Here is a 22,527-nt window from a genome sequence, read left to right as displayed (position 1 = left end):
GGTCTTTACACTGTAACATGATTATTTTTATGTGTAAAATAGGAAAAGGCATGATTTCTCATGCCTTTTTCTTGAAATGAAATGAATTTTTATCTTGTAAACTTTGAACAAATCGAAAACATTGCATCATCGATAATAAGACGATAACAATCATAATTATACTAACAACTACTATTGCATATATTGTAATCGGTGCACTATTTATCCCTTGTATTCCTACTAGTTTCATAAAAATAATCGTAAATAATTTCAAAAATAACATCCCATTAACTAATCCAAAAACAAACGACGCGCCATAAATGAATAATTGCTCCTGACATAATAAACATATTACGTTCCTATTCTCTGCTACATAAGATTTAATTTCCTCTTTTCTCACTTGCAGAAGAGAAAACGTTATTTTATATGTAGTAAAAATACATATAAAAATGAATATAAGAAACAGTGTATAAAAACACATTTGAAATAAAAGTATAGTCCCTAATTCCTCAACAACTACTTCATTAAATTGGAGCGATATCATAAAAAATAAAATCATAGTAATCATAGCAACCCACATAAATTGCTTCATCCTTTTGGCAGCAAATGTTCTTATATTTTTTCTCACTAACTGACATAAAGACATATGTTCTTCCCCTACCTTACTTCATAACAAACTCATTCTATACTACAAGTGTATAAAAATATGACATTTTAAACATCGCACTACAATCTGAATTTGTTCTAAGTCTTTAGTCCTAGAAAATAAAATGGTAAAAAAATCATATTAAGAATATAATTGTAAAAAGGAGAGGATTGCATGCGTATAAAATTACTATCAATCTTGTTTTTATTATTTCTCACAAGTTGTAGCCCACTTAAACACAATGAGATCGCGATTGTTGAGCCATACAAATTAACAGAAGAGCAATCTTCTATTTTACAAATGACACCTTTTCAAGAAGGAAACAGCATATTTTATAGCGTTACACTTAAAAATGAAAAAGATGAAATACATGCTACAATTGACCATTATCAAAATGGTAAAAAAACAAACGAAATTGTGAATACAGTTACCTCACATTTTCCAAAAAAGAAAGTAAAGCTTTCTTTTTTACCACCTCAATCCCAACTCGATAAAGATATACAAGAGCAAAAAAATTGGTATGTTAATATTGAAGGTAGTTCCATGCTCGTTCCTGAAGAAGCACCTCCAAGTATAAATAGCTCTGCATCTACTACTCTTCAATCTGCTATAAAATTAAAATATAATCAAAAAACGACTTTAACAGCTATAATAAAAACGAATAAAGAAAACGTAAGAATCCCAATGCTTGAGGAAAAAAATGCTATTGACCAACTATTACAAGAAAACGAACATGTTTATCTCTTTAGTATAGAACTAAAAAAAGCAAACTAAAGCGGAAATGCAATAGTATTGCATTTCCGCTTTAGTGTTTAACGAGGTGTACTTTTAAACAAATTAATTAACCTCATCCTCAACTTCTATTCTTTTCTTCTCTCTTGCAATTTTTAAAAACTCTAAAAGTTCTGGATTAGTATTCATTTTTTTGTACGCTACTGACATTTCTGCAACAAAATTCGAATCATATAACTCTTTATATACGACTTCTGTTTTATACAATTTATTTGCCGATACAGGTATTACCGTAATTCCAATTCCTGCCGCTACAAGTCCCATAACTGTTTGATATTCCGTCGCTTCTTGTACAATATGTGGACTAAAACCGACGTCACGGCAAAGTGATAATATTGTATCGTATAACGCTGGCCATACAGGCCTTGTAATAAATACAAACGGTTCGTCTCTTAAATCTTCAATATGTATTTCATCCTTTTCAGCAAGTGGATGTGCCTTCGGTAAACATAACGTACAAGAAAGCCTTTGAATTGGTTCTAACTCCAGCAATTGTGTTGGAATTGGCGGACGTAAAAAACCAATATCAATACGGTTATCGTGAAGTGCATGCACCTGATCTGGTGTTGACAGTTCATGTAGTGCAACAGACACTCTCGGAAATTTCTTTCTATACTCCCTTACGATAGATGGTAAAATATCATATATCGCCGCACCTACAAAACCAATTGAAAGTGATCCCACTTCTCCCCTTTGGGCACTTTGTGCGATTTCTACTGCTTTTTCAATTTGTTCAAACGCTTTTTTTACTTCTTTTAAAAACATTTCTCCAGCTTCTGTTAATTCAACCTTTCTCTTCGTTCTTGAAAATAACATAACTCCCATTTCTTTTTCTAATTGCTGAATTTGTTGACTAAGCGGTGGTTGTGTCATTTGTAAACGAGCAGCTGCTCGTCCAAAGTGTAACTCCTCTGCCACTACAACGAAATATTGCAAATGCCGTAATTCCATTTTGGACACCCTTTTCACTTTCGATTAATACATCTAATATATTAATAACATATAATTTATATATTAGACAAATTTTTCGAATGAACGTATAGTAGAAATTGTTAATTCTTTTTTACAATTTTTATGTAAAAAAAGAAAGGGGTCGTTACTGTATGAAATGGTGGAAATTAAGCGGACAAATTTTATTATTATTTTGTTTCGCTTGGACAGGTGAATGGATTGCAAAACAGGCACACCTCCCAGTTCCAGGAAGTATAATCGGTATTTTTTTATTATTAATTTCATTAAAATTTAACCTAGTGAAAAAAGAGTGGATACAAGACGGAGCAGACTTTTTATTAAAAGAACTTATTTTATTTTTCATTCCTTCTGCAGTCGCTGTCATACGCTACAAAGATACACTATCACAATATGGAATCGATCTCATTTTAATTATTATGATTAGCACGCTTTGCGTTACCTTAGTTACAGGACTCTTAACAGAATTGCTACTAAAGCGGAAAGGATCAACACAATGATCGGCTTTCTTTGTTTATTATTAACACTATTCACATATTGGATATCGAAGAAAATGTATCAACGCTGGAATTGGAGCTTACTTTCTCCTCTTCTCGTCTGTCCTATTATTTTAATTGCTTTATTACTCGGACTAGACACACCTTATGAAACATATGAAACAGGTGGTCAATGGTTAACTGAATTATTAAAGCCTGCAACAGTTGCTTTTGCATGGCCAATCTATAAATACTTTGACTTACTCAAGAAACATGGAATAGCTATCTTACTTAACGTCATTGTCGGTTCGTTTTTATCAGTTATTACTTCAGCACTACTAGCAAATTATTTTCAAATTGATTCATCGTTAGAACATAGTTTAGCACCTCATATTGTAACAACACCAATTGCAATGGCTATTTCAGAAATGATTGGTGGTATGTCACAATTAACAGCCGTATTTGTTGTTTTAACTGCGTTAACAGGAGCATTGCTCGGTCCTTCTCTCATACGCATATGTCGTATTAAAACAGCACTCGCAAAAGGCATTATGTTAGGTACGAGTGCAAATGGAACCGGCACATCAAAAGCATTCGAAATCGGTCCTGTAGAAGGAACGATTGCAAGTTTATCTATGCTTTTAACAGCGGGAGCTAGTTTAGTTATCGTTCCGCTTTTCTTATCGTGGATACATTAAAAAAGCAAGTGTTTAAACACTCGCTTTTTTATTTATATATGTATTTAAAATCTCAAAATCTTCCGGGAATGATAGCGTTAATTCCTTCATCTCATCTATCCTCTTCCAAGCAATTTCATATATTAATTCATCAGGATCTTGAATTTTCATACTACCGCCTATTTTTTTAACAACATAATAATGAACGTATACAGGAACCCCGTATGTAATACCTTCTTTTTCGTATATTTTATTTACAATTTCCACATTGTAACCTGTTTCTTCCCAAACTTCTCGAATACAACATTCTTCTAGTGTTTCTCCCTTTTCAAGCCCGCCACTTGGAACAGTCCACCTTTTTTCTTCACCTTTTTGCCCTTGCAACACCATTAAAACTTCATTTCTTTCGTTTACACATACTGCCGCACAACCTACCCATCTTTCCATATACATCCCTCCCCTACTACTATTCGTCTTCCTTTTTATTTTCCCCTTGAAAAAAGAGGAAAATAGTAAAACAATGACGAAAGTTTACATCAACTTCATAGACAATCCCTTCTTAGAAATTAAAAACGGAAGGATGAAAATATGATTTCTAAATATGTTGTGGAATGTGTCTTTTGTGAAGAAAATCGAAAACCGCGCCAAGCTATCGTAACGGTTCCCGCCACTACTCAGCTACTAGCCATTGAAAAAGTACGTGCGGAATGCAAACGTCGTTTCGGAAAAGCTTTACTATTGCAAACAGAAATTAAAGAAGAAATAACTTTTGAACAAAAAGAAAGCTGACCATAAATTGGTCAGCTTTCTTATCCGATCATATTTTCACATGAAGATTAGGGGCATCCTCTTTAAGGATCGGGATTTTCCCATTATGTACGTTCCATAATGGTCATCGAACAATATATTTCTATGCAATTAATTATTGAATAGAATAGGGCAAAACTTGTTCGCATTTTTAGAAAAGGGATAGGGATATAATTCAAGTAGTACTTCGAATACTCGAACTTTACACTCATTATATTAAAGCAAATCCTTTTATATGGGAAATATGAATTACTTACATAATTCATTCGTAAAACATATTAGTTTGCTATATTATTTTTATTCCATCCATAACATACATCCAGCGAAAACTAGTGTCATAATCATTGAAAACTTCAAAAGCACCCTGAACGGATGCTTTCATACTTGTCTAGATTGATACTATGTACTTAGTCTTGATTAATCAAAATAACCGCAGGACCAGCGACTACTACTCCAGCTACTTCTATCTTTTCAAATTCCTTTACTGTAATAGATATAACCCCTTCTCGTTCCATCAGTTCTTTACTCAAGACATCAGTCGGTATAGCTTTCACCGTCTTACCTCCTCTTCATTTTTACAATATGCTAAAGTGAAAGTTTAATCAGTAAAGGTTTAGTCCACTCCGCACTGATTATAATCGGGCTTTCCGTTTATGCACGATAAAAACAACCCAACGCATCTATATATATGCCTCACCTCCGCTTTCATTCCTTATTCACCCCAAAACCTTTCTCTCCCTTCCATAACGTATTGAAAAATAGAAAAGCACTCGCAACAGCGAATGCTTTTTCATTACTTACTTTCTATTACTTTTAACATTCTATTAATAAATGCTGCCGATTCTCCACGTGTTGCAGAACCTTTCGGCATAAATTCATTATTTTCATTTCCTTTTACAATACCTAATCCATAAACACGTTGTACAGCTTGTTTATCATATGCTAAATCTTGATCCGAGAATGGTAATGGAACTAAGTTACCTTTAATTTTTTTATATTGCAGTGCACGGTCAATCATGATAACAGCTTCATCTCGTTTAATCGTATCATTTGGAGCAAATGTCCCATTCCCTCTACCACTTATTATCCCGGCAGTTGCTGCACGATTAATACCATCTATTAGCGATGGATGTGCTATATTTAAATCATTAAAATTCGATGACCCTTCAGGTAACTGCAATGATCTTGAAATTAAATTCGCAAATTCACCACGTGTTACAAGACGCTCTGGCCAATAAGAGCCCTTTCCATCCCCAACCATAATACCGCGTTTATCTAATTCACGAATGTCTGCTTCGTACCAACCACCTGTTATATCATCTTTATGGTTCGCATCATAATAAACTTTTGTTCCTTGTAAGAATGGTTCCCACGCATTATTTTTAATCATAATAGCCGGACAATTCTTCCCACTCCAAAATTGATGTTTCTTCACATTTTCTAAAGGAATATGTAATTCTCCCATTAAATAAGCTGTTAATTTACGAGCATTTTCAACAGCTTTATTATAATCACCATCTTCATTTACAGCAATTTCAATCGCAATGGATTCTCGATTTCCAGTTCCTTCCGCTCCATCTCCGGCATGCCAACCATTTTCATTTAATGGAAGATGTTGATAAATTTCTTTATCATCTACCGTAAAGTGCCAAGACGCTGAACGATCTTCCGTTCCCGTTGCCTGGTTATATAAATATACTGCATGGTTTTTAGCATTGGCCCCAACACGGTAATTATCTGTCTCATGAATCGTAATATACTTCGGCTTCATCGCATAACCAGGACGGATATTTTCATTTCCTTTTGGTACAATCATTTCTTTTAAAGTTACACCATAAATATCCGTTGTTTTCTCTTCTATTGGTGCAGCATACATAACTGCTGCACGTTTTGTACGTGCTGGTGTTACCTCTTGAATAAGCGAAGCTTTTGTTCCTTCAAATTTTGCTGAAGGTGAATAAATCCATTTCATCTCATTATTTATTTTTACTTGGAACCATTCTCCCGCCTGTCCCATTACTTGAATGATTTGTGGCTCCAATACATTTTCTTCTTTGTATGAAGTAAATGGTTCAGAGTATGTAGAGGTTTCTTCATTAATAACTAACTTTTCACTTGATAACGTATGAACTTCTTTAACCTCTACATTCCCCTCACTATTTTGTATCCATCCAGTTCCAGATGAAGTCCGAACATAGTAAGCGTTTCCTTTTCTCTTTTCAGCTTTTACGACTTGATTCGAAATATGAACCCCTGCTTCTTTTTGAAGATTACTAGAATCATATAAAGGTACCTCTTTCACTATATGTACAAGAAATTCACCTGGCACTTCATTTTGTACTCCTTTATCTTCTCCTCGACCATCTTCATCTTTCATTTGGTTTTCAATACTTTTTAAAGCTTGTTCATCAGTTGAAACTGTCACAGTTTTTTCAAGCTCGCTAGCATAGGAATAATTTGGAATCGTTACCATACTAAATACAATCGATGCAGCTAAAACATTATAAAATCTTTTTTTCATCATAATACTTAACACGTCATAATTAAATTCGTGTTAAATTCCCCCTCCTCAACTAAAATATAAATCATCTAGTAAACTATTAAACTACATAACCATTTACAATATAACAGACTCATTCCGATTCGTATAGATAGGAATGACTACTATTTGCATACATTTACTATATTGGAATATAAAAAGAAGCTATAATATATAGCTTCTTTCTACGTTTCTTTAATCTCTATGCACCTTATATTCCATAACTTTACCATCTCTATCAAATTGTAAAACAAGCTGTTCACTATCGATAGAAATAAAACCACGTTCATTTCCAAGATAGTACGAAGTGATAATCCCTTCTTCTCCATTTCTTGTTTCAGTAGGCGTTCCTAGTAATTTTGTAATTTCTTCATTTGATTTCCCTGCTAATTTATATTTTCGCATTAGATCATCTACCATATGTACCCGTTTTTCTTCAGCATGTAACCACCGATCTTGATTAAACTTTGAGGTGTATGTATTCATACTTAATTGTGCAGTGCACACCAACAATAGAATACATCCTACTATCATTACACCTAGCATTTGCTTCTTTTCTGTATTACGATTTACAGACGTACGTAAGACGAACTTTTGAATCACAACTAATATAGCTAATGGCATGACTACTACAAACATACTTTTTACACTTACTGACATATGAACCGAATCAATAACAAACATAAACGCAAGATACATTAGTATATACAAACAAACATAAACATACAAAATACCCCTTAATATAGCACTCAGAAATCCCACCTCTTTTTAATTCATTTTATAATTCATCCGGTTAATGATTTCTCGGAGCTTTTCTAACTCTTGATCTGTATATATTACTTTCCCTGTTAAAATCTCATTTCTGAAGAACGTTACAATTTGCTCTCTATCCTTTAATCTCGGCGTTTTTTCTTCAGAAAGATCTAGCACTTCTTTCCCACTCTCATTATAAAAATATACAATCGGTTTTACGTTTTCCTTTACAATATCAACTTGGATTTCTTTCAAACAATTGTATAGAATATGAGATAGTTTCTTCGCTCTATATACTGGATTCCCTTCATTTTTCACTTGTATCGTTAATGACTCTTCACCTGTTATGCATTCAAACGTCTCTTCTTTCTCTTCCTCTTGTTGATACTTGCCAATTTCATCAATCATAAATGAATAAATACTAGCATTGTCTTTCGTTAAGCCATGAATTAATTTACCTGTCCATTCTTTCGTCTCAAGTAGATACATGCCCGTTTTACTTAAAACAAGATGATGAATTCGAAAATCATTTCCGCCGTGCTGATTTCTAATAAAAACATTCGGCATAATATGAAATTCATTATCTAGTATCATGCCTTGATCTACAAAGCCTCGCTTCATATAATGTAATGTTTCGTGTGTATTCACTTCAGCTCCATTTTTCGTATACTCTCGCAAATTTGCAATTAATTGTTGAAACATATGTATTTCGTTACTATGCTTTTCTTGCACTTCACTACGTTCTTTACTATGTTGCACAGCTAATTGATTTTTCATCATACGCATATTTTCAAGTTCTCTAGCTGCACTTATTTGTAAATCATTGTATTTCTTCTGTTCCATACTTTTCAATGTATTTTGTTGTTCTTTATGCTCTGTAACCGTAGCTGCAATTTCAGTTTCATACGTTTCAATTGCTTGTTTCTTTTCAAACTCTACTTGCTGACTCTCTGATTCTAGCTGTTTATTTTTATAGAACAGCACGAATACTACAGCTAATAATAATAAAATCACACCTATTAGCACATAATCCATATTTTTACTCCTTCATTTCATTTTCATTTATTTTTATAAACATCCATTATATTATACTATGCTTTCAATATACACTTTGTAAAAATTACATATTTTTAATGAAGCGAGACTGTATTCCCCATGCCCTACTGATCGTTTCAGCTTGCCCTCAAATAGCTGAATAAAAGGCATCTCAGGCGAGATACCTTTTACGTGCATTTTATTGTACACCATACTGAATATAACTTGGATCATAGTATATCCAGCCATTTCCACCTAAACCAAGCCATCCATCTTGCTTACACCACACTCTATAAGCCTCACCATGATGTAACTGTCTTATAACATTTCCATTTATTGATGGAGCATCCCGCAGATTCACATTATCACCAGTAATAGTCGCCACATAATGTTTATACTGAATGTAACTTGGATCATAGTATATCCATTCGTTTCCACCTAAAGCAAGCCAACTACCTTGTTCGTTCAAAACTTCATATGATTCGCCACGCTTTAGCTGACGGATTACACTAGATTGCAAAGAAGGTCCACTCCGTAAATTTACATTATCGCCATTAATTACAGCAACGCCATAGACTGCTGTAGCAGTACTAGGCGGGGAAACATTTCCACCACCATTTGTTCCATTCCCTTGTAAAGCTTCTAATGAAACAGCTGCTGATACATCACAATTTCCTCCTACACCTGAAATTTGTCCTGAATCTGTATATTGCCACGCTGTCCACTCTGTCCATCCACCAGCATCGGCAGGCGGAGTACTAGAATATTTGGAAATCCAAAGTGGTATATCACTTAACCCGCTAATTCCGAACTCATTAATATACCAAACTCCTGTATACAACATAACATCTTTTCCAGTAGCCTGTTTCACATAATTTATAAAACTTCTTGCCCAATTAGATATAGCAGTACCAGTTAAATTACTATTACTCGGATCTACTGGTGATTCTAAATCTAGAACTGGCATTAAGTCTGTCTGATTGCTTTGTAATATATTCACAAAATGTTTCGCTTCTGAAATTGCATCATTTAGTTCTGGATGTGCAAAATGGTATGCACCGATTAATACATTCGCATTTCGCGCTGCTTGTACATTTTGAACCAAAGTAGGATCAAGATTATTCACACCTTCTGTCGCTTTTGCATACGCCGCTGAAATACCGGACCCCTTCACTGCATTCCAATCAATATTCCCTTCCCAATGAGACACATCGATAAACGTAATATTTGAACTAGATCTATCTTGCATATAAAAGCTCCTATCAATTTTTTTCATATCGTATACATACAATATGTACAACTTTATTAAAGGGTCACGACGTTTATACTATAGACATTGAGAACAAATATATTTTATAAACAAAGTAAAAGGCCTTGTAATTACAAGGCCTTTTGTAAACTTCCTTTATTTTGTAGTAAATACATATTATAATACAACCCTTGTTCACTCAGTAATTCTTGATGTGTACCTCTTTCTACTATTTCTCCATCATGCATAACAAAGATTTGATCCGCATCTTGAATTGTAGATAATCTGTGCGCAATGGCTATCGTCGTTCTCCCTTTTCTCATTTGCTGTAATGCTGTTTGAATTGCATCTTCTGTTTCTGTATCAATATTAGCTGTTGCTTCATCTAATACTAATACTTTCGGATTCGTTGCTATCGTTCTAGCAAAAGCAATTAATTGGCGTTGACCACTAGAAAATGCAGCTCCTCTTTCTACTACTTCTGTTTCATACTGCTCTGGTAATTTTTCAATAAACGTATTGGCTTGCACAAATTGTGCTGCTTCTTTTACTTCTTCATCCGTAATTTCTTCATTGTACATACGAATATTTTGTTTTACATTTCCCGCAAATAAAAATGCATCTTGCAATACGAGTCCTATTTTCTTTCTAATCTCTCGTTCTTCAAATCCCTCTAAATCCACACCATCTATTACAATATTTCCGGACTTAATATTATAAAATCGCATTAATAAATTCATAATGGTACTTTTTCCGCTACCAGTGTGTCCAACGAAAGCAACCGTTTGTCCTTGTTTCACTTGAAAAGATACATTTTTTAAAACATCACGTTTTCCATCATACGAAAAAGTAACATTTTTAAATTCTATTTCTCCATTAACGACTTGAGGATTTCCATCCCCTTTTTGAACTGGCGCTAAATCTTTCTCATCCATTAAATGAAATACACGTGATGATGAAACAAGTGCCTGTTGGAAAAATGATAATTTCATCATCATCTCGTTTACAGGCTGGAAGAAACGATGTATATAGTTAACAAACGCATATAGAACTCCTACTTCAACAGGACTCTTCAGCGCATCAATTCCAAATAAACCAAGTACTAACGCAATTGCTATAATATGAACTAAATCCGTTGCTGGGCGTAAAAGTAATGCGTCTAACTTTAACGTCCGTCGCCCTGCACTATAATGTTTATTATTCACTTCTTCAAACTCTTTTCTCATACGCTTTTCTTGTCTGAACACTTGAACAATATTCATTCCTTGAATAGACTCATTTAACTTTGCATTTAACACGCTCAATTGATTACGTACTTCTAAATAAAAAGCTGCACTTTTTCGGCGATATAGCACCATAATTGCAAACATGATCGGAATTAATATGAGAGAAAATAGAGCTAGTTTTACATTTAATAAAAACATTGCTACTAAAATACCTATTAAAAAGACTACATTTTTGACAAATGTGGATAATACACTGACATAAAAGTCTTTAATTGCTTCCGTATCATTCGTTATGCGCGATACGAGCGTACCAATCGGCGTACGATCAAAGAAACTTAATGACAACTTTTGAACATGATCATATACTTCAACACGCATATCTTGAACAATTTTAAAAGCGATATTTTGAAAATACAATAAGTCTAAATAAGTAAATAATACTTTTAATAAGTGAGCAATTAGATATACAACAAATAGAGTCACAAGTGCCGATTGATCAAAGTTTCGTGGTACTAAATGTTCATCAAGAAATTGTTTAATTAAAAAAGGACCCATCATTTCAGTTACTGTTGCACCAACTAAAAAGATAAATGCTAAAGATAGCAACCCTTTATATGGCTTCATATAAGAAAGCAATCTACTTAAATCACTCTGCTTCTTCTCAGTCATCATACGCCTCCTTTCTCAACTAATGCTTCTAACTGCTGGCTCTCATACATCTCTTTATACCAACCGTTTTCTTCCATTAATTGCTCATGTGTACCTCGTTGCACAATTCTACCTTCATCCACAACAAGTATAAGATTAGCATGTTGAATTGCACTTAAACGATGAGCAGTAATAATCGTCGTTTTCCCTGCTCTTTCTCTCTTTAATGCATTTAAAATCGTTTCTTCTGTTTTTGCATCTACTGCTGATAAACAATCATCTAAAATTAAAATTTCTGCATTTGTTAATAAAGCACGCGCAATAGAAATCCTCTGTTTTTGGCCTCCAGATAACGAAACACCTCTTTCTCCTACTACTGTTTCATACCCTTCTGAAAATTGGAGGATATCATCATGAATACAAGCGATCTCTGCAGCTCGGGTAATTTCATTATATGTAGCATCCGCCTTTCCGAAGGCAATATTCTCCCCAATACTCGCTGAAAATAAAAAGTGATCTTGCGGCACGTATGAAATGGCAGAACGGACACCGTAAAGTGTTACATCGCGAATATCCCGCTCCCCAACTTTTAATCCACCATTAAAATGATCATACTCCCGAATTAGACATTTTAATAAAGTCGTTTTCCCTGCACCTGTACGTCCGACAACTCCTAATGTTTCACCCTTCTTTAAATCAAAATGAACATCTACTAGCTGTAACAGTTCATTTTTCTTATAGGAAAATGAATCAACCGCAAATGTAACATCACCGCTCGCTATTGTATGCACAGCATCTTCTCTATTTACTACATCTGATTTTTGAGAGAGAATTTTTTCTACACGGTCATACGAAGCACGCCCACGCTCCATAATATTAAACAACCATCCAAAGGCTAACATTGGCCAAACGAGGGTACCTAAATACGTTGTAAATGTAACGAGATCCCCTACAGTTAGTTCCCCTCTCACAACTAATACTGACCCGTAACATACTGCAATTAAAAAAGAAAATCCAACGATAAGTGAGATTGTCGGATCGAACAACGAATCAATACGTGCAACTAACATATTTTTATGTACAACATCTTCTGACTTTTTTCGGAATGCTTGTAAATCTTCTTTCTCTTGTCCAAGTGATCGAATTACCTTCATCCCACTCATACTCTCTTGCACTTTATCATTGATTTCCGAAAACGATTGCTGCGCTTTATGAAACCTTTTATGTAATAACGTTCCATAATAATTTGTCGAAATCGCTACAATCGGCATTGGAATTAAGCTTAACAATGTTAACTTCCAACTAATTGTAAAACCCATCGCTACGAGTACACATCCCCCAACCGCTAATGAGTCAACCAGTGTTAAAACGCCCGATCCAGCCGTTTGTTGAATCGCCTGAATATCATTGGTCGCATGCGCCATCAAATCACCCGTACGACGTGATTGATAAAAAGATGGGCTCATCTTTGTAAAATGTTCATATAAATTCTTTCGTAATTGACGAGCTAGTTTTAACGAAGATCCAAAAATCATAATACGCCATAAATAACGTAATATGTACATAGTAATCCCTACAACTACTAATAAAACAACCCACTTCAACAACTTCTCAGATGTTAATGTTCCATTATTAATTTCATCTACTACAATACCTAGTACTTTCGGAGCTACAAGTTCAAGAAGCGCGACACCAAATAACATAATAATTCCGATTATGTACGCTCGTTTTTCTTGTTTAAAAAACCAAGCTAAATTAATAAATACCTTCATTTTTATCCTCCTCCCTTAAAATGAGCGATGTTTTCAGTTTACCAAAGATGCAGAATTTTTAAAAGTTTTAAACACTTTAAAAGTCCAATAAGAAAGGGCACTCTTATCGAGTGCCCTTTAGCGCTTATTTTGTTTGTTGCTTGCTCATCGCGCTCATCATTTGATTGATTTTCTTTTGGGAAGGTTTTTGTCCCATTTGCATCATCATCATTTTTAACATTTGTTCATTAATTGGTGGATTTTTTTCTAAGTAGTTCATCATGTATTTGCGGGCAATGAAAAATCCTAACGCCACGCCTGCTACTAGTGCTACTACGCCCACTAGAATACCTAACCAAATTGGCATATATTTTCCTCCTTCATGTTGTCTACCTTACAGTGTACTAAAACCTTTTCAATAAGACAAGATACAATTCGACATTTTTTACACATATGTTCGTACTTGTTTTAGAGGATTCAGCCATCCGTACTTTGTATTTTCATAATCCATAGCTAAAAATGTTAATTCACACTTTCTCAACACCTCAAAGAAAGTCGTTTCCATAGAAACATTTCCAGAGGTATTCATCCGAATATAGTGCGGTTTCACCATTATTTCGCCGTATTCCGCCCCTGTATAAAGTGTATGTGTATGATGTGTTCGATCATATTTACCAAGAACACGCAAAGCTTGTTCTAATTTATGATGAATTTTCATTACTTGTAATGGCCTCGTTATATACATCATTTGTTTATATAACACTTTTTTCTCCGAAAGGGACCCAGATTCTGAAAATCGAGCAAATAAATCAAAAAACAAATATTCACGACCAAAGTAAGCTTTCGCAATATCCTCTTGAATTAAATACAATTCATACGTTTTCATCTTTTGCCTCCCAATCTGGACAACCTTTTCCCTTCATTATATAGAAGAAACTTTGCAATGATTGTCTGACTGCGGAGAGATAAAAAACTTTTTCTGTCGAAAAAACTCATTTACATAGAAAAACCTCTCCATGCCGGAGAGATTTTTCTAAAATCATTAAAGCATTTCTTTTACTTTACGAACAACGTTCTCTACAGTAAATCCATACTCTTCCATAATCTTCTCACCAGGAGCAGAAGCACCGAATGTATCGATACCTAACACATCTCCGTCAAGACCTACGTAACGGTGCCATCCGAATGTAGCACCCATTTCGATTGCGAAACGTTTTGTTACTGCTTTTGGTAATACAGATTCTTTGTACTCAGCAGTTTGAGCTTCAAAGCGATCCATAGATGGCATGCTGACAACAGCTGCATCAACGCCGTCTACTGCTAGAGCTTTTTGTGCTTCAACAGCTAGGCTTACTTCAGATCCAGTTGCAAGTAAGATTACATCAGCTGTTTCTTTCTTGCTTGCAGAAACTACATATGCACCTTTTGCTACTTTTTCATACGTATCGTCTTTTGCACCTTCTAATGTTGGAAGGTCTTGACGAGTTAATACTAAAGCAGTTGGTTTGTTTGTAGATTCTAGAGCTAGTCTCCAAGCTGCAACAGATTCGTTACCATCAGCTGGACGAATAACAGATACATTTGGCATTGCACGTAGCGCTGCTAATTGCTCGACTGGTTCATGTGTTGGACCATCTTCACCAACAGCGATACTGTCGTGTGTGAATACATACGTTACTGGCAATTGCATTAATGCTGCAAGACGAATTGCTGGGCGTAAGTAGTCAGAGAATACGAAGAACGTACCACCGTAAGTTTTTAAACCGCCATGTAGTGCAATACCGTTCATTGCTGCACCCATTGCGAACTCACGTACACCGTACCAAATGTTTTTTCCGCTGTAATCATCTCTTGTAAAGTCTTTTTCGTTATTCATGTATGTTTTGTTAGAACCAGCAAGGTCAGCAGATCCACCGAAGAATGATGGTACAGATTCTGCAATTGCATTAATTACAGCACCTGAAGAATTACGAGTTGCTGCTTTTGATCCTAATTCATAAGTTGGTAAGTTTTGCTCCCAACCTTCTGGAAGAAGACCATTCATTGCTGCTTGCAATTCGTTTGCTAATTCTGGGTATGCTTGTGCATACTCACCTAGCATAGTGTTCCACGCTGCTTGCGCAGTTTCACCAACATCTTGTACCGTTTTACGGAAGTTGTCATATACTTCTTCTGCTACATGGAAGTCTTGCTCAGCAGTCCAAGCATATGCTTCTTTCGTTAATTTTGTTTCGTCTACACCAAGTGGAGAACCATGTGAAGCTGATTTTCCTGATTTGTTTGGAGAACCGAAACCAATTGTCGTTCTTACTTCAATTAGCGTTGGGCGTTTTTCGTCAGCTTTCGCTTCTTCAATTGCTTTCGCGATAGCTTCAATATCGTTTCCATCCTCAACACGGATTACTTGCCATCCGTATGCTTTGTAACGATCTTCTACACTTTCAGAGAATGAACGATTTAAATCGCCATCTAATGAAATATCATTTGAATCGTAAAGCACAACAAGACGACCTAATTGTAAATGAGCAGCTAATGAAGATGCTTCAGCAGAAACGCCTTCCATTAAGTCTCCATCACCACAAATAGCGTATGTATAATGATCTACTACATTATACGCATCACGGTTATATTTAGCAGCTAAATGTCTTTCAGCCATTGCCATACCTACAGCAGTTGAAATACCTTGTCCAAGTGGGCCAGTAGTTGCATCTACACCAGCTGTATGACCGTACTCAGGATGTCCTGGAGTTTTGCTTCCCCATTGACGGAAGTTCTTTAAGTCATCCATTGTTACATCATAACCAGATAGGTGAAGTAGGCTGTATAATAACATTGAACCATGACCTGCAGATAATACGAAACGATCACGGTTAAACCACGTTGGGTTATTTGGATTGTGTTTCATAAATTGAGTCCATAATGTATAAGCCATTGGTGCTGCACCCATTGGCATTCCTGGGTGACCAGAGTTTGCTTTTTCAATCGCATCGATGGATAATGTGCGAATCGTGTTGATAGAAAGTTGTTCGATTGAATGTGACATGCTATTCTTCCCTTCGCTTATATTAGTAAACGTTTTATACATTTATATGATAGCTTCCCACGCAAGATTATACAACATGTATCGACAAATATGTTGATATTTTTTTGGTTTTTCATAAAAAAATCAAGGTTTTCAGGAATGTATGGGCATTCAATATGACATACTTTTTCATTGTTTTTATTTTAAAAAGAAAGGGAATTATCTGTATATTTATTCATCATTTTCAAATTCCATAATGCAAAATATATCCTTCCCCATTTTTCACTCTACGAAGCAAATAAATAAACGACTGTAAATCTTGGCATAATTTATCTCGATCAAATACGTATCTTTCATATTCTCCATCCGTATTTTTATCATTTTCCCATTGAAACTGTCCTGTCAATTCGATTGTTTCTGGCGCTAAAGAAAACATGCTAACTAGCGAACAAAATAACTGTTCTGCTATCACTGCCCCTTGCTGTTCTATTTTCGTAATACCATAATAGTGAATTCCAAATCCTTCTGCTCTTTTCGCTGGATAGTAGGTCGGAATCCAATGAGTAAAATCTAATAGATATACGATTAGCTCATCACTTAATACAACATACTCATCTATCGTTGCCTCTTCTTTATATAGAAAACAACGTTCAATCCAATCTATATCTATAAAATCCAATCTTTTTTTTTCATTCGAAACAAATACAAACTCATGCTGTAAAGCCAAATTATCCCCCCTATTGCTCACATTTATTATTCTTATTATATAAAAAAGCACCTTTTATAGGTGCTTAAAATAAATTATACAATTTTCTTCCGTATCGAACTTGAAATAAAATCAATGATAATTACCATTAAAATGATGCCTAATAAAATAATACCCACACGAGACCAATTGCGTGAACTCAGTGCAAAAATTAAAGGCGTACCAATCCCACCTGCTCCAATAACACCTAAAATAGCAGCGGATCGTACATTAATTTCGAACCTGTATAACGTATACGATAGAAAATCCGGTAATACTTGTGGTAATACCGCATACCAAAGTATTTGGAAGCGATTTGCGCCTGTCGCTATTAACGCTTCCGTCGGTCCCTTATCTATATTTTCAATTCCTTCTGAATATAGTTTTCCTAACATCCCAATAGAGTGTAACCCTAAAGCTAGAACTCCAGCAAAAGAGCCTGGTCCAACAGCTTTTATAAATAAAAGCGCCATAACTAATTCCGGAAATGTACGAACAAAACTAAGTACAAACTTCCCAGTTCCTGAAGTTAATTTTCCACTGCTCATATTCGTTGCAGCCCAAAAAGCAAATGGAACAGATAAAAAGGCAGAAATAAATGTACCTAATATCGCAATTGCCAACGTATCAATTAAACCATGTAATAAATCTTCACCATCTGGCAAAGATACATACGACCAATCTGGATTCAATACACCTGTCATAATTGCTTTTGTAATTTCTCCTGCCGTATCCTTTATTCCCTCTAGCGGGACTCCTGAAAAAGCCCATACATAAACAAATGCAAGTGCTATAAAAATAAACCAGCGATACATACTCGGTTTCTTCGGTTTTGGTACGATTAACGTCGTTTTACTCATTATAATTTCTCCCGCAACAATGTACTTACATAATCAATTAACAATACAACAACAAGGGTATAGATAATAATAGATGCGGTTTGTTGATATTGTAAAAACCCAAGTGTACGGTCATAATATAATCCAATACCACCTGCCCCTACTAAACCTAAAACAGCTGCTGCACGTACGTTTACCTCAAATGTATAAAGAACATAGGAGACAAAATGTGCTTTCACTTGCGGCATTACCCCATACACAATCCATTGCACTTTATTTGCTCCTACTGCTGTCATCGCTTCTAATGGACCTGAATCAATCGATTCAATTGACTCATACAACAATTTCGCCACGAGCCCAATTGAGAAAAAAGTAAGAGCCAAAATACCTGGAAGTGGTCCTATTCCAAAAATAGCTACAAAAATCGCCGCTAATAATAAATCTGGTATCGTTCGGATAAAATTTAAAACCAATCGAGCTGGACCGTACAAAAATGTACTAGTAAACACATTACTTGCCGCAAATAGTGCCAGTGGAATAGCTAAAATCGCTCCTAAAGTCGTCCCAATAATCGCCATACGTATTGTATCTAACATCGCTGTTGTAATAACTTGAAAATAACTCCAATCAGGCGGCACCATCTCTTTTAACAAATCAATCATATTAGGAAAACCAACTACTAGTTTTGAAAATGATGCGTCGACCTGTACACTACTTCCCCACAACAGTAAAATGACTAGAATAGCCGTTAACATATGTTTCAACTTACTCGGCGGCTTCGGTATCGATTTCGAATATATCGTCACGTCATTCATTTAACTGCCACCTCTAATAATTCACTTTTCTGCGCTACGTCTCCATAAATTTCAGCAAATTTTTCATCCGTTGCTTCTTCTACTGATCCATCAAAAACAATTTCGCCTGCATGTAATCCAATAATGCGTGTCGCATATTGCCTAGCTAAATCAATAGAATGTAAGTTTACAATTGTTGTAATCCCAAAATCTTCATTAATTTTTTTCAAATCATCTAACACTTGCTTTGTTGTTAGCGGATCTAACGACGCAACAGGTTCATCTGCCAATATGATTTTCGCTTCTTGCGCCAACGCTCTAGCAATCGATACACGTTGCTGTTGTCCTCCTGATAATTCATCAGCTCGCGCATATGCTTTTTCTAAAATATTCACCCTTTTTAACGATTGAAAGGCAAGCTCCAAATCTTCTTTCGGAAATAGCCCTAACGTTGTACGCAGTGTCGAATGATACCCAACACGCCCCGCTAATACATTCTTCAATACCGTTGATCGCTTTACAAGATTAAAATTTTGAAAGATCATACCAATATCTCGGCGCATGCGGCGTAATCCTTTTCCTTTCGCTGCAGTAATAGACTCACCTTCAATCATAATTTCGCCTTCTGTAATCTCATGAAGGCGGTTTACCGATCTTAGAAGTGTAGACTTTCCAGCCCCAGACAGCCCTACCATTACAACAAACTCGCCTTTTTGAATGTTCAAGTTTATATTATTCAATCCTTTTGTACCATTTGGATACACTTTGGAAACATTTCGAAACTCTATCACACATCTTACCTACCTTCTATGTATTCAAAACGGCAAACTAACTGAAAATAAATCCTTCCAGTTAGCCGCCATTTCCATATGTATTATTGCGTTTTTACTTTCTTTCCATATTCACGAACGATATCAAATTTACTATCATCAGATTTAACATAGCCTTCATGTGAATATACTTCTTTAATGATTTTGTGACCTTCCTCATTCTTTCCTATTTCAATGAAAGCATCCTGTAATTTCTTGCTCCACTCTTCATCTAAATCAGAGCGTACCGAAATCGTATCGTTCGGAATTTTCTCTGTAAATTTCACTATTTTCGTTTGATCAAATATATTCGGATAATCTTTTTTCACAATATTACGAGCATCTTGGAATACAACCGCTGCATCTACATCACCATTTAAAAGTGCAATAAGCGACTGATCGTGACCTTTTAATGTAACAGGTTTCACATCCTTTAACGGATCAACACCCTCTTTTAACAATACAGCCGCAGGCCATACGTATCCCGCTGATGACGTTACATCTTGATAACCAATTTTTTTACCTTTTAAATCTTTTACACTATTAATATTTGAATCTTTCTTAACTACAAACTCAGATTTATAAAAGTCTACTAAATCCTTTGTAGGAGCTCCGGTTTCATCATCCACCCCAAAACGTTGTGCTTGTAAAATTACGTTTGCAGCCTTTTTCTCATGTGCTAGCACATATGCTGTTGGTGGTAAAAAGCCTACATCTACTTGCTTAGATGCCATCGCTTCTACAATTGTATTGTAATTCGTTGAAATACTAACTTTTACCGGGATATTTAATTTATCACTTAATAGCTTTTCCAATGGTTTCGCCTTCGCCTCTAACGTATCTGCATTTTGAGAAGGAACAAATTGTACATTTAACGTCTTCGGTACATAACCTTTTTTCGTATCTTCAGTTTTACTTGCACTAGATTCCTTCGTTCCACAGCCACTTAATAATCCCGCCGCCAGTACAACTGTCGTGCTCATTGCAAAAACTTTTTTCAACATATTAAAGCCTCCATTTTTGTTGTTATAAATTACCTTCCGTAAACATGAAGAAATATATCACACATTTTTATTAATAATTGTTTATTTACAGAATCTTTACACATTCTATACATTTTCATTAAAATTCTCTTCATATATTTGATATGCTTAACTAGTAGATAACAATAGAAAAGGTGAATGATATTGAATCAAAATCAAACTGTAACTTTAAACATCTTATTAACAAGTGATATACACGGTACTGTGTATCCAATTGACTACCAAGATAACTCTCAAGCTGAAATTGGTTTAGCTAAAATCTCTACTCTTATAAAAAAAGAACGTTCCGAAAACAGAAACGTTCTTTTAATTGATAACGGTGACTTCATACAAGGTACACCCTTTACTTATCATTACGCTACATATGCAAAAGATAAGAAAAATCCAATGTCCTTATTAGCGAACTATTTACGTTATGATGCTGCAGTTATCGGGAATCATGAATTTAATTATGGAATGGACGTATTAAACCACGCTATTTCTACTGCGAACTTCCCGTATCTATCAGCAAATATTTTAGATACAAACAGAAAAGAACCTTATTTCGGGAAACCATATATAATAAAACATATTGAATCAAATATAAAAATCGCTATTTTAGGAATGACAACGCATTACATTCCTAATTGGGAACAACCTCATCACATTCAAGATTTACAATTTGAAGATGCATTAGAAACAACAAAAAAATGGGTTTCTTACATTCGCGAACAAGAGCAACCAGATTTACTAGTCGTAGCGTATCATGGAGGATTTGAACGCGATTTACAAACCGGGGTACCGACTGAAGTTTTAACAGGTGAAAACCAAGGTTATGCAATGTGCTATGAAATTGAAGGCATAGATATTTTACTAACAGGCCACCAACACCGGGAAATCGCTCACACCGTAATAAATGGTGTAACAGTTTTACAGACTGGATGCAATGGACACTCCGTCGGAAAAATAACAGTAACATTCGAGAAAACAGAACAAAAATGGGTAAAAAAAGAGAGTTATTCACAATTATTGCCCGTGCGAGGAATTGCAGCGGACCAACATATGCTTTCCTTGGTTACCGATTATGAAGAGAAAACACAAAATTGGCTCGATCAACCTATTGGACTAATCTATGGGGATATGCAAATTTCAGACGCTATGCAAACTCGTTTGCAAGACCATCCTTTTATTGAATTCATAAATAAGATACAGATGGATATAGCTAATGTTTCTATTTCTTGTACAAGCTTATTCCATAATACATCTCCAGGTTTCCCTGGTCATGTAACAATGCGTGACATCGTTTCTAATTATATTTATCCAAATACATTAAAAGTAATTAAAATAACTGGAGCAGATATAAAAAACGCCCTTGAACTCTCTGCTTCTTATTTCACATTACATGCAGATGGAACTATCATCGTAAACCCTACCTTCATAGAACCGAAGCCACAGCACTATAATTATGATATGTGGGAAGGGATTTCGTACATATTAAACATTTCCAAACCTATTGGCGAGAGAGTAGAATCTTTACAGTATAAAGGCGCTCCTCTTAATATGGATGAAGAATATGACGTCGTTATGAATAATTATCGCGCAAGCGGCGGAGGAAACTTCTTTATGTTTCAAAATAAGCCCGTAATAAAAGACATACCAACAGATATGTCTGAACTTATCGCTAACTATATATTGAAGCACAAAAAGATAGAAGCATCAGTCAATAATAACTGGAAAGTTATTAAATAA

The 22,527-nt window shown here is 35.2% G+C and carries 23 protein-coding genes; 5 read left to right on the top strand and 18 right to left on the bottom strand.

Annotation, left to right across the window (positions count from 1 at the left end; translation table 11 throughout):
• Nucleotides 1–58 precede the first annotated feature (58 nt).
• Entirely contained in the window at nucleotides 59–625 is a 567-nt protein-coding gene (locus tag BAQ44_RS08650) for a hypothetical protein (protein WP_063260636.1), read from the bottom strand.
• A 174-nt stretch (nucleotides 626–799) separates the two neighbouring features.
• Between BAQ44_RS08650 and BAQ44_RS08645 the strand changes: the two genes are divergently transcribed.
• Nucleotides 800–1,399 (top strand): YgaN family protein, encoded by a 600-nt coding sequence (locus BAQ44_RS08645; protein ID WP_071721496.1) that lies wholly within the window; start codon nucleotides 800–802, stop codon nucleotides 1,397–1,399.
• A gap of 63 nt (nucleotides 1,400–1,462) precedes the next feature.
• On the opposite strand, the gene alsR is transcribed toward BAQ44_RS08645, so the two are convergent.
• Nucleotides 1,463–2,368: an acetoin biosynthesis transcriptional regulator AlsR gene (gene alsR, locus BAQ44_RS08640; RefSeq protein ID WP_063260634.1), complete on the bottom strand. Its 906-nt coding sequence runs from the start codon at nucleotides 2,366–2,368 to the stop codon at nucleotides 1,463–1,465.
• A 152-nt stretch (nucleotides 2,369–2,520) separates the two neighbouring features.
• On the opposite strand from alsR, the gene BAQ44_RS08635 reads away from it, so the two are divergent.
• Both BAQ44_RS08635 and BAQ44_RS08630 read left to right on the top strand, forming a co-directional pair.
• Nucleotides 2,521–2,886, top strand: a complete 366-nt coding sequence (locus BAQ44_RS08635) for a CidA/LrgA family holin-like protein (protein ID WP_000872363.1) — start codon at nucleotides 2,521–2,523, stop codon at nucleotides 2,884–2,886.
• On the top strand, nucleotides 2,883–3,560 hold the full coding sequence (locus BAQ44_RS08630; RefSeq protein ID WP_000578956.1) for an LrgB family protein: 678 nt from the start codon (nucleotides 2,883–2,885) through the stop codon (nucleotides 3,558–3,560). Before BAQ44_RS08635 ends, BAQ44_RS08630 begins: the two co-directional genes overlap by 4 nt.
• 12 nt (nucleotides 3,561–3,572) lie before the next feature.
• On the opposite strand, the gene BAQ44_RS08625 is transcribed toward BAQ44_RS08630, so the two are convergent.
• Complete coding sequence (locus tag BAQ44_RS08625) at nucleotides 3,573–3,986, bottom strand: NUDIX hydrolase (RefSeq protein ID WP_061677985.1); 414 nt, start codon at nucleotides 3,984–3,986, stop codon at nucleotides 3,573–3,575.
• Nucleotides 3,987–4,127: 141 nt separating this feature from the next.
• Between BAQ44_RS08625 and BAQ44_RS08620 the strand changes: the two genes are divergently transcribed.
• The gene (locus BAQ44_RS08620; RefSeq protein WP_061677984.1) at nucleotides 4,128–4,328 is read left to right on the top strand and encodes a DUF3903 domain-containing protein; all 201 of its coding nucleotides are present in this window, start codon (nucleotides 4,128–4,130) and stop codon (nucleotides 4,326–4,328) included.
• Nucleotides 4,329–4,753: 425 nt separating this feature from the next.
• Here the strand turns inward: BAQ44_RS08620 and BAQ44_RS08615 are convergent, their stop codons facing one another.
• The 15 genes from BAQ44_RS08615 to BAQ44_RS08545 all read right to left on the bottom strand — a co-directional run bounded on the left by BAQ44_RS08615 (nucleotide 4,754) and on the right by BAQ44_RS08545 (nucleotide 20,760).
• Entirely contained in the window at nucleotides 4,754–4,900 is a 147-nt protein-coding gene (locus tag BAQ44_RS08615; RefSeq protein WP_000644411.1) for a BC1881 family protein, read from the bottom strand.
• Between the two features lie 239 nt (nucleotides 4,901–5,139).
• Nucleotides 5,140–6,867 (bottom strand): S-layer homology domain-containing protein, encoded by a 1,728-nt coding sequence (locus BAQ44_RS08610; RefSeq protein ID WP_071721501.1) that lies wholly within the window; start codon nucleotides 6,865–6,867, stop codon nucleotides 5,140–5,142.
• A gap of 213 nt (nucleotides 6,868–7,080) precedes the next feature.
• Nucleotides 7,081–7,647, bottom strand: coding sequence for a hypothetical protein (locus BAQ44_RS08605; protein ID WP_084669487.1), 567 nt, complete (start codon nucleotides 7,645–7,647; stop codon nucleotides 7,081–7,083).
• A gap of 6 nt (nucleotides 7,648–7,653) precedes the next feature.
• Nucleotides 7,654–8,673 (bottom strand): nuclease-related domain-containing protein, encoded by a 1,020-nt coding sequence (locus BAQ44_RS08600; RefSeq protein ID WP_071721495.1) that lies wholly within the window; start codon nucleotides 8,671–8,673, stop codon nucleotides 7,654–7,656.
• Between the two features lie 199 nt (nucleotides 8,674–8,872).
• On the bottom strand, nucleotides 8,873–9,922 hold the full coding sequence (locus BAQ44_RS08595; RefSeq protein WP_071721494.1) for a GH25 family lysozyme: 1,050 nt from the start codon (nucleotides 9,920–9,922) through the stop codon (nucleotides 8,873–8,875).
• A 131-nt stretch (nucleotides 9,923–10,053) separates the two neighbouring features.
• Nucleotides 10,054–11,817 (bottom strand): ABC transporter ATP-binding protein, encoded by a 1,764-nt coding sequence (locus BAQ44_RS08590; protein ID WP_063260629.1) that lies wholly within the window; start codon nucleotides 11,815–11,817, stop codon nucleotides 10,054–10,056.
• Nucleotides 11,817–13,568: an ABC transporter ATP-binding protein gene (locus tag BAQ44_RS08585; protein WP_071721493.1), complete on the bottom strand. Its 1,752-nt coding sequence runs from the start codon at nucleotides 13,566–13,568 to the stop codon at nucleotides 11,817–11,819. The genes BAQ44_RS08590 and BAQ44_RS08585 overlap by 1 nt, the downstream gene beginning before the upstream one ends.
• A gap of 124 nt (nucleotides 13,569–13,692) precedes the next feature.
• Nucleotides 13,693–13,914 (bottom strand): YneF family protein, encoded by a 222-nt coding sequence (locus tag BAQ44_RS08580; RefSeq protein ID WP_001123316.1) that lies wholly within the window; start codon nucleotides 13,912–13,914, stop codon nucleotides 13,693–13,695.
• Nucleotides 13,915–13,992: 78 nt separating this feature from the next.
• On the bottom strand, nucleotides 13,993–14,433 hold the full coding sequence (gene sirA / locus BAQ44_RS08575) for a sporulation inhibitor of replication protein SirA (protein WP_048562540.1): 441 nt from the start codon (nucleotides 14,431–14,433) through the stop codon (nucleotides 13,993–13,995).
• Between the two features lie 156 nt (nucleotides 14,434–14,589).
• Complete coding sequence (gene tkt / locus BAQ44_RS08570) at nucleotides 14,590–16,590, bottom strand: transketolase (RefSeq protein ID WP_063260626.1); 2,001 nt, start codon at nucleotides 16,588–16,590, stop codon at nucleotides 14,590–14,592.
• A gap of 223 nt (nucleotides 16,591–16,813) precedes the next feature.
• Nucleotides 16,814–17,296, bottom strand: a complete 483-nt coding sequence (locus BAQ44_RS08565; RefSeq protein WP_071721492.1) for a coproporphyrinogen III oxidase — start codon at nucleotides 17,294–17,296, stop codon at nucleotides 16,814–16,816.
• Between the two features lie 74 nt (nucleotides 17,297–17,370).
• Nucleotides 17,371–18,174: a phosphonate ABC transporter, permease protein PhnE gene (phnE, locus tag BAQ44_RS08560; RefSeq protein WP_063260624.1), complete on the bottom strand. Its 804-nt coding sequence runs from the start codon at nucleotides 18,172–18,174 to the stop codon at nucleotides 17,371–17,373.
• Nucleotides 18,174–18,968 (bottom strand): phosphonate ABC transporter, permease protein PhnE, encoded by a 795-nt coding sequence (phnE, locus tag BAQ44_RS08555; protein ID WP_063260623.1) that lies wholly within the window; start codon nucleotides 18,966–18,968, stop codon nucleotides 18,174–18,176. Before phnE (BAQ44_RS08555) ends, phnE (BAQ44_RS08560) begins: the two co-directional genes overlap by 1 nt.
• Complete coding sequence (phnC, locus tag BAQ44_RS08550; protein ID WP_061677974.1) at nucleotides 18,965–19,738, bottom strand: phosphonate ABC transporter ATP-binding protein; 774 nt, start codon at nucleotides 19,736–19,738, stop codon at nucleotides 18,965–18,967. The genes phnE (BAQ44_RS08555) and phnC overlap by 4 nt, the downstream gene beginning before the upstream one ends.
• An 83-nt stretch (nucleotides 19,739–19,821) precedes the next feature.
• Nucleotides 19,822–20,760, bottom strand: coding sequence for a phosphate/phosphite/phosphonate ABC transporter substrate-binding protein (locus tag BAQ44_RS08545; protein WP_000915073.1), 939 nt, complete (start codon nucleotides 20,758–20,760; stop codon nucleotides 19,822–19,824).
• A 183-nt stretch (nucleotides 20,761–20,943) separates the two neighbouring features.
• Between BAQ44_RS08545 and BAQ44_RS08540 the strand changes: the two genes are divergently transcribed.
• A complete protein-coding gene (locus tag BAQ44_RS08540) occupies nucleotides 20,944–22,527 on the top strand; it encodes a bifunctional metallophosphatase/5'-nucleotidase (RefSeq protein ID WP_071721491.1) in 1,584 nt (527 codons plus the stop codon).

This window comes from Bacillus mobilis, assembly GCF_001884045.1.
GTDB lineage: Bacteria > Bacillota > Bacilli > Bacillales > Bacillaceae_G > Bacillus_A > Bacillus_A mobilis.
This window is presented reverse-complemented; position numbering and strand designations above follow the sequence as displayed.

What these genes read in the sequence shown, in the direction of transcription:
- BAQ44_RS08650 (WP_063260636.1), bottom strand. Translation starts at nt 625, where the DNA reads ATGTCTTTATGTCAGTTAGTGAGAAAAAATATAAGAACATTTGCTGCC.
- BAQ44_RS08645 (WP_071721496.1), top strand. Translation starts at nt 800, where the DNA reads ATGCGTATAAAATTACTATCAATCTTGTTTTTATTATTTCTCACAAGT.
- alsR (WP_063260634.1), bottom strand. Translation starts at nt 2,368, where the DNA reads ATGGAATTACGGCATTTGCAATATTTCGTTGTAGTGGCAGAGGAGTTA.
- BAQ44_RS08635 (WP_000872363.1), top strand. Translation starts at nt 2,521, where the DNA reads ATGAAATGGTGGAAATTAAGCGGACAAATTTTATTATTATTTTGTTTC.
- BAQ44_RS08630 (WP_000578956.1), top strand. Translation starts at nt 2,883, where the DNA reads ATGATCGGCTTTCTTTGTTTATTATTAACACTATTCACATATTGGATA.
- BAQ44_RS08625 (WP_061677985.1), bottom strand. Translation starts at nt 3,986, where the DNA reads ATGGAAAGATGGGTAGGTTGTGCGGCAGTATGTGTAAACGAAAGAAAT.
- BAQ44_RS08620 (WP_061677984.1), top strand. Translation starts at nt 4,128, where the DNA reads ATGATTTCTAAATATGTTGTGGAATGTGTCTTTTGTGAAGAAAATCGA.
- BAQ44_RS08610 (WP_071721501.1), bottom strand. Translation starts at nt 6,867, where the DNA reads ATGAAAAAAAGATTTTATAATGTTTTAGCTGCATCGATTGTATTTAGT.
- BAQ44_RS08600 (WP_071721495.1), bottom strand. Translation starts at nt 8,673, where the DNA reads ATGGATTATGTGCTAATAGGTGTGATTTTATTATTATTAGCTGTAGTA.
- BAQ44_RS08595 (WP_071721494.1), bottom strand. Translation starts at nt 9,922, where the DNA reads ATGCAAGATAGATCTAGTTCAAATATTACGTTTATCGATGTGTCTCAT.
- BAQ44_RS08590 (WP_063260629.1), bottom strand. Translation starts at nt 11,817, where the DNA reads ATGACTGAGAAGAAGCAGAGTGATTTAAGTAGATTGCTTTCTTATATG.
- BAQ44_RS08585 (WP_071721493.1), bottom strand. Translation starts at nt 13,568, where the DNA reads ATGAAGGTATTTATTAATTTAGCTTGGTTTTTTAAACAAGAAAAACGA.
- BAQ44_RS08580 (WP_001123316.1), bottom strand. Translation starts at nt 13,914, where the DNA reads ATGCCAATTTGGTTAGGTATTCTAGTGGGCGTAGTAGCACTAGTAGCA.
- sirA (WP_048562540.1), bottom strand. Translation starts at nt 14,433, where the DNA reads ATGAAAACGTATGAATTGTATTTAATTCAAGAGGATATTGCGAAAGCT.
- tkt (WP_063260626.1), bottom strand. Translation starts at nt 16,590, where the DNA reads ATGTCACATTCAATCGAACAACTTTCTATCAACACGATTCGCACATTA.
- phnE (WP_063260624.1), bottom strand. Translation starts at nt 18,174, where the DNA reads ATGAGTAAAACGACGTTAATCGTACCAAAACCGAAGAAACCGAGTATG.
- phnE (WP_063260623.1), bottom strand. Translation starts at nt 18,968, where the DNA reads ATGAATGACGTGACGATATATTCGAAATCGATACCGAAGCCGCCGAGT.
- BAQ44_RS08545 (WP_000915073.1), bottom strand. Translation starts at nt 20,760, where the DNA reads ATGTTGAAAAAAGTTTTTGCAATGAGCACGACAGTTGTACTGGCGGCG.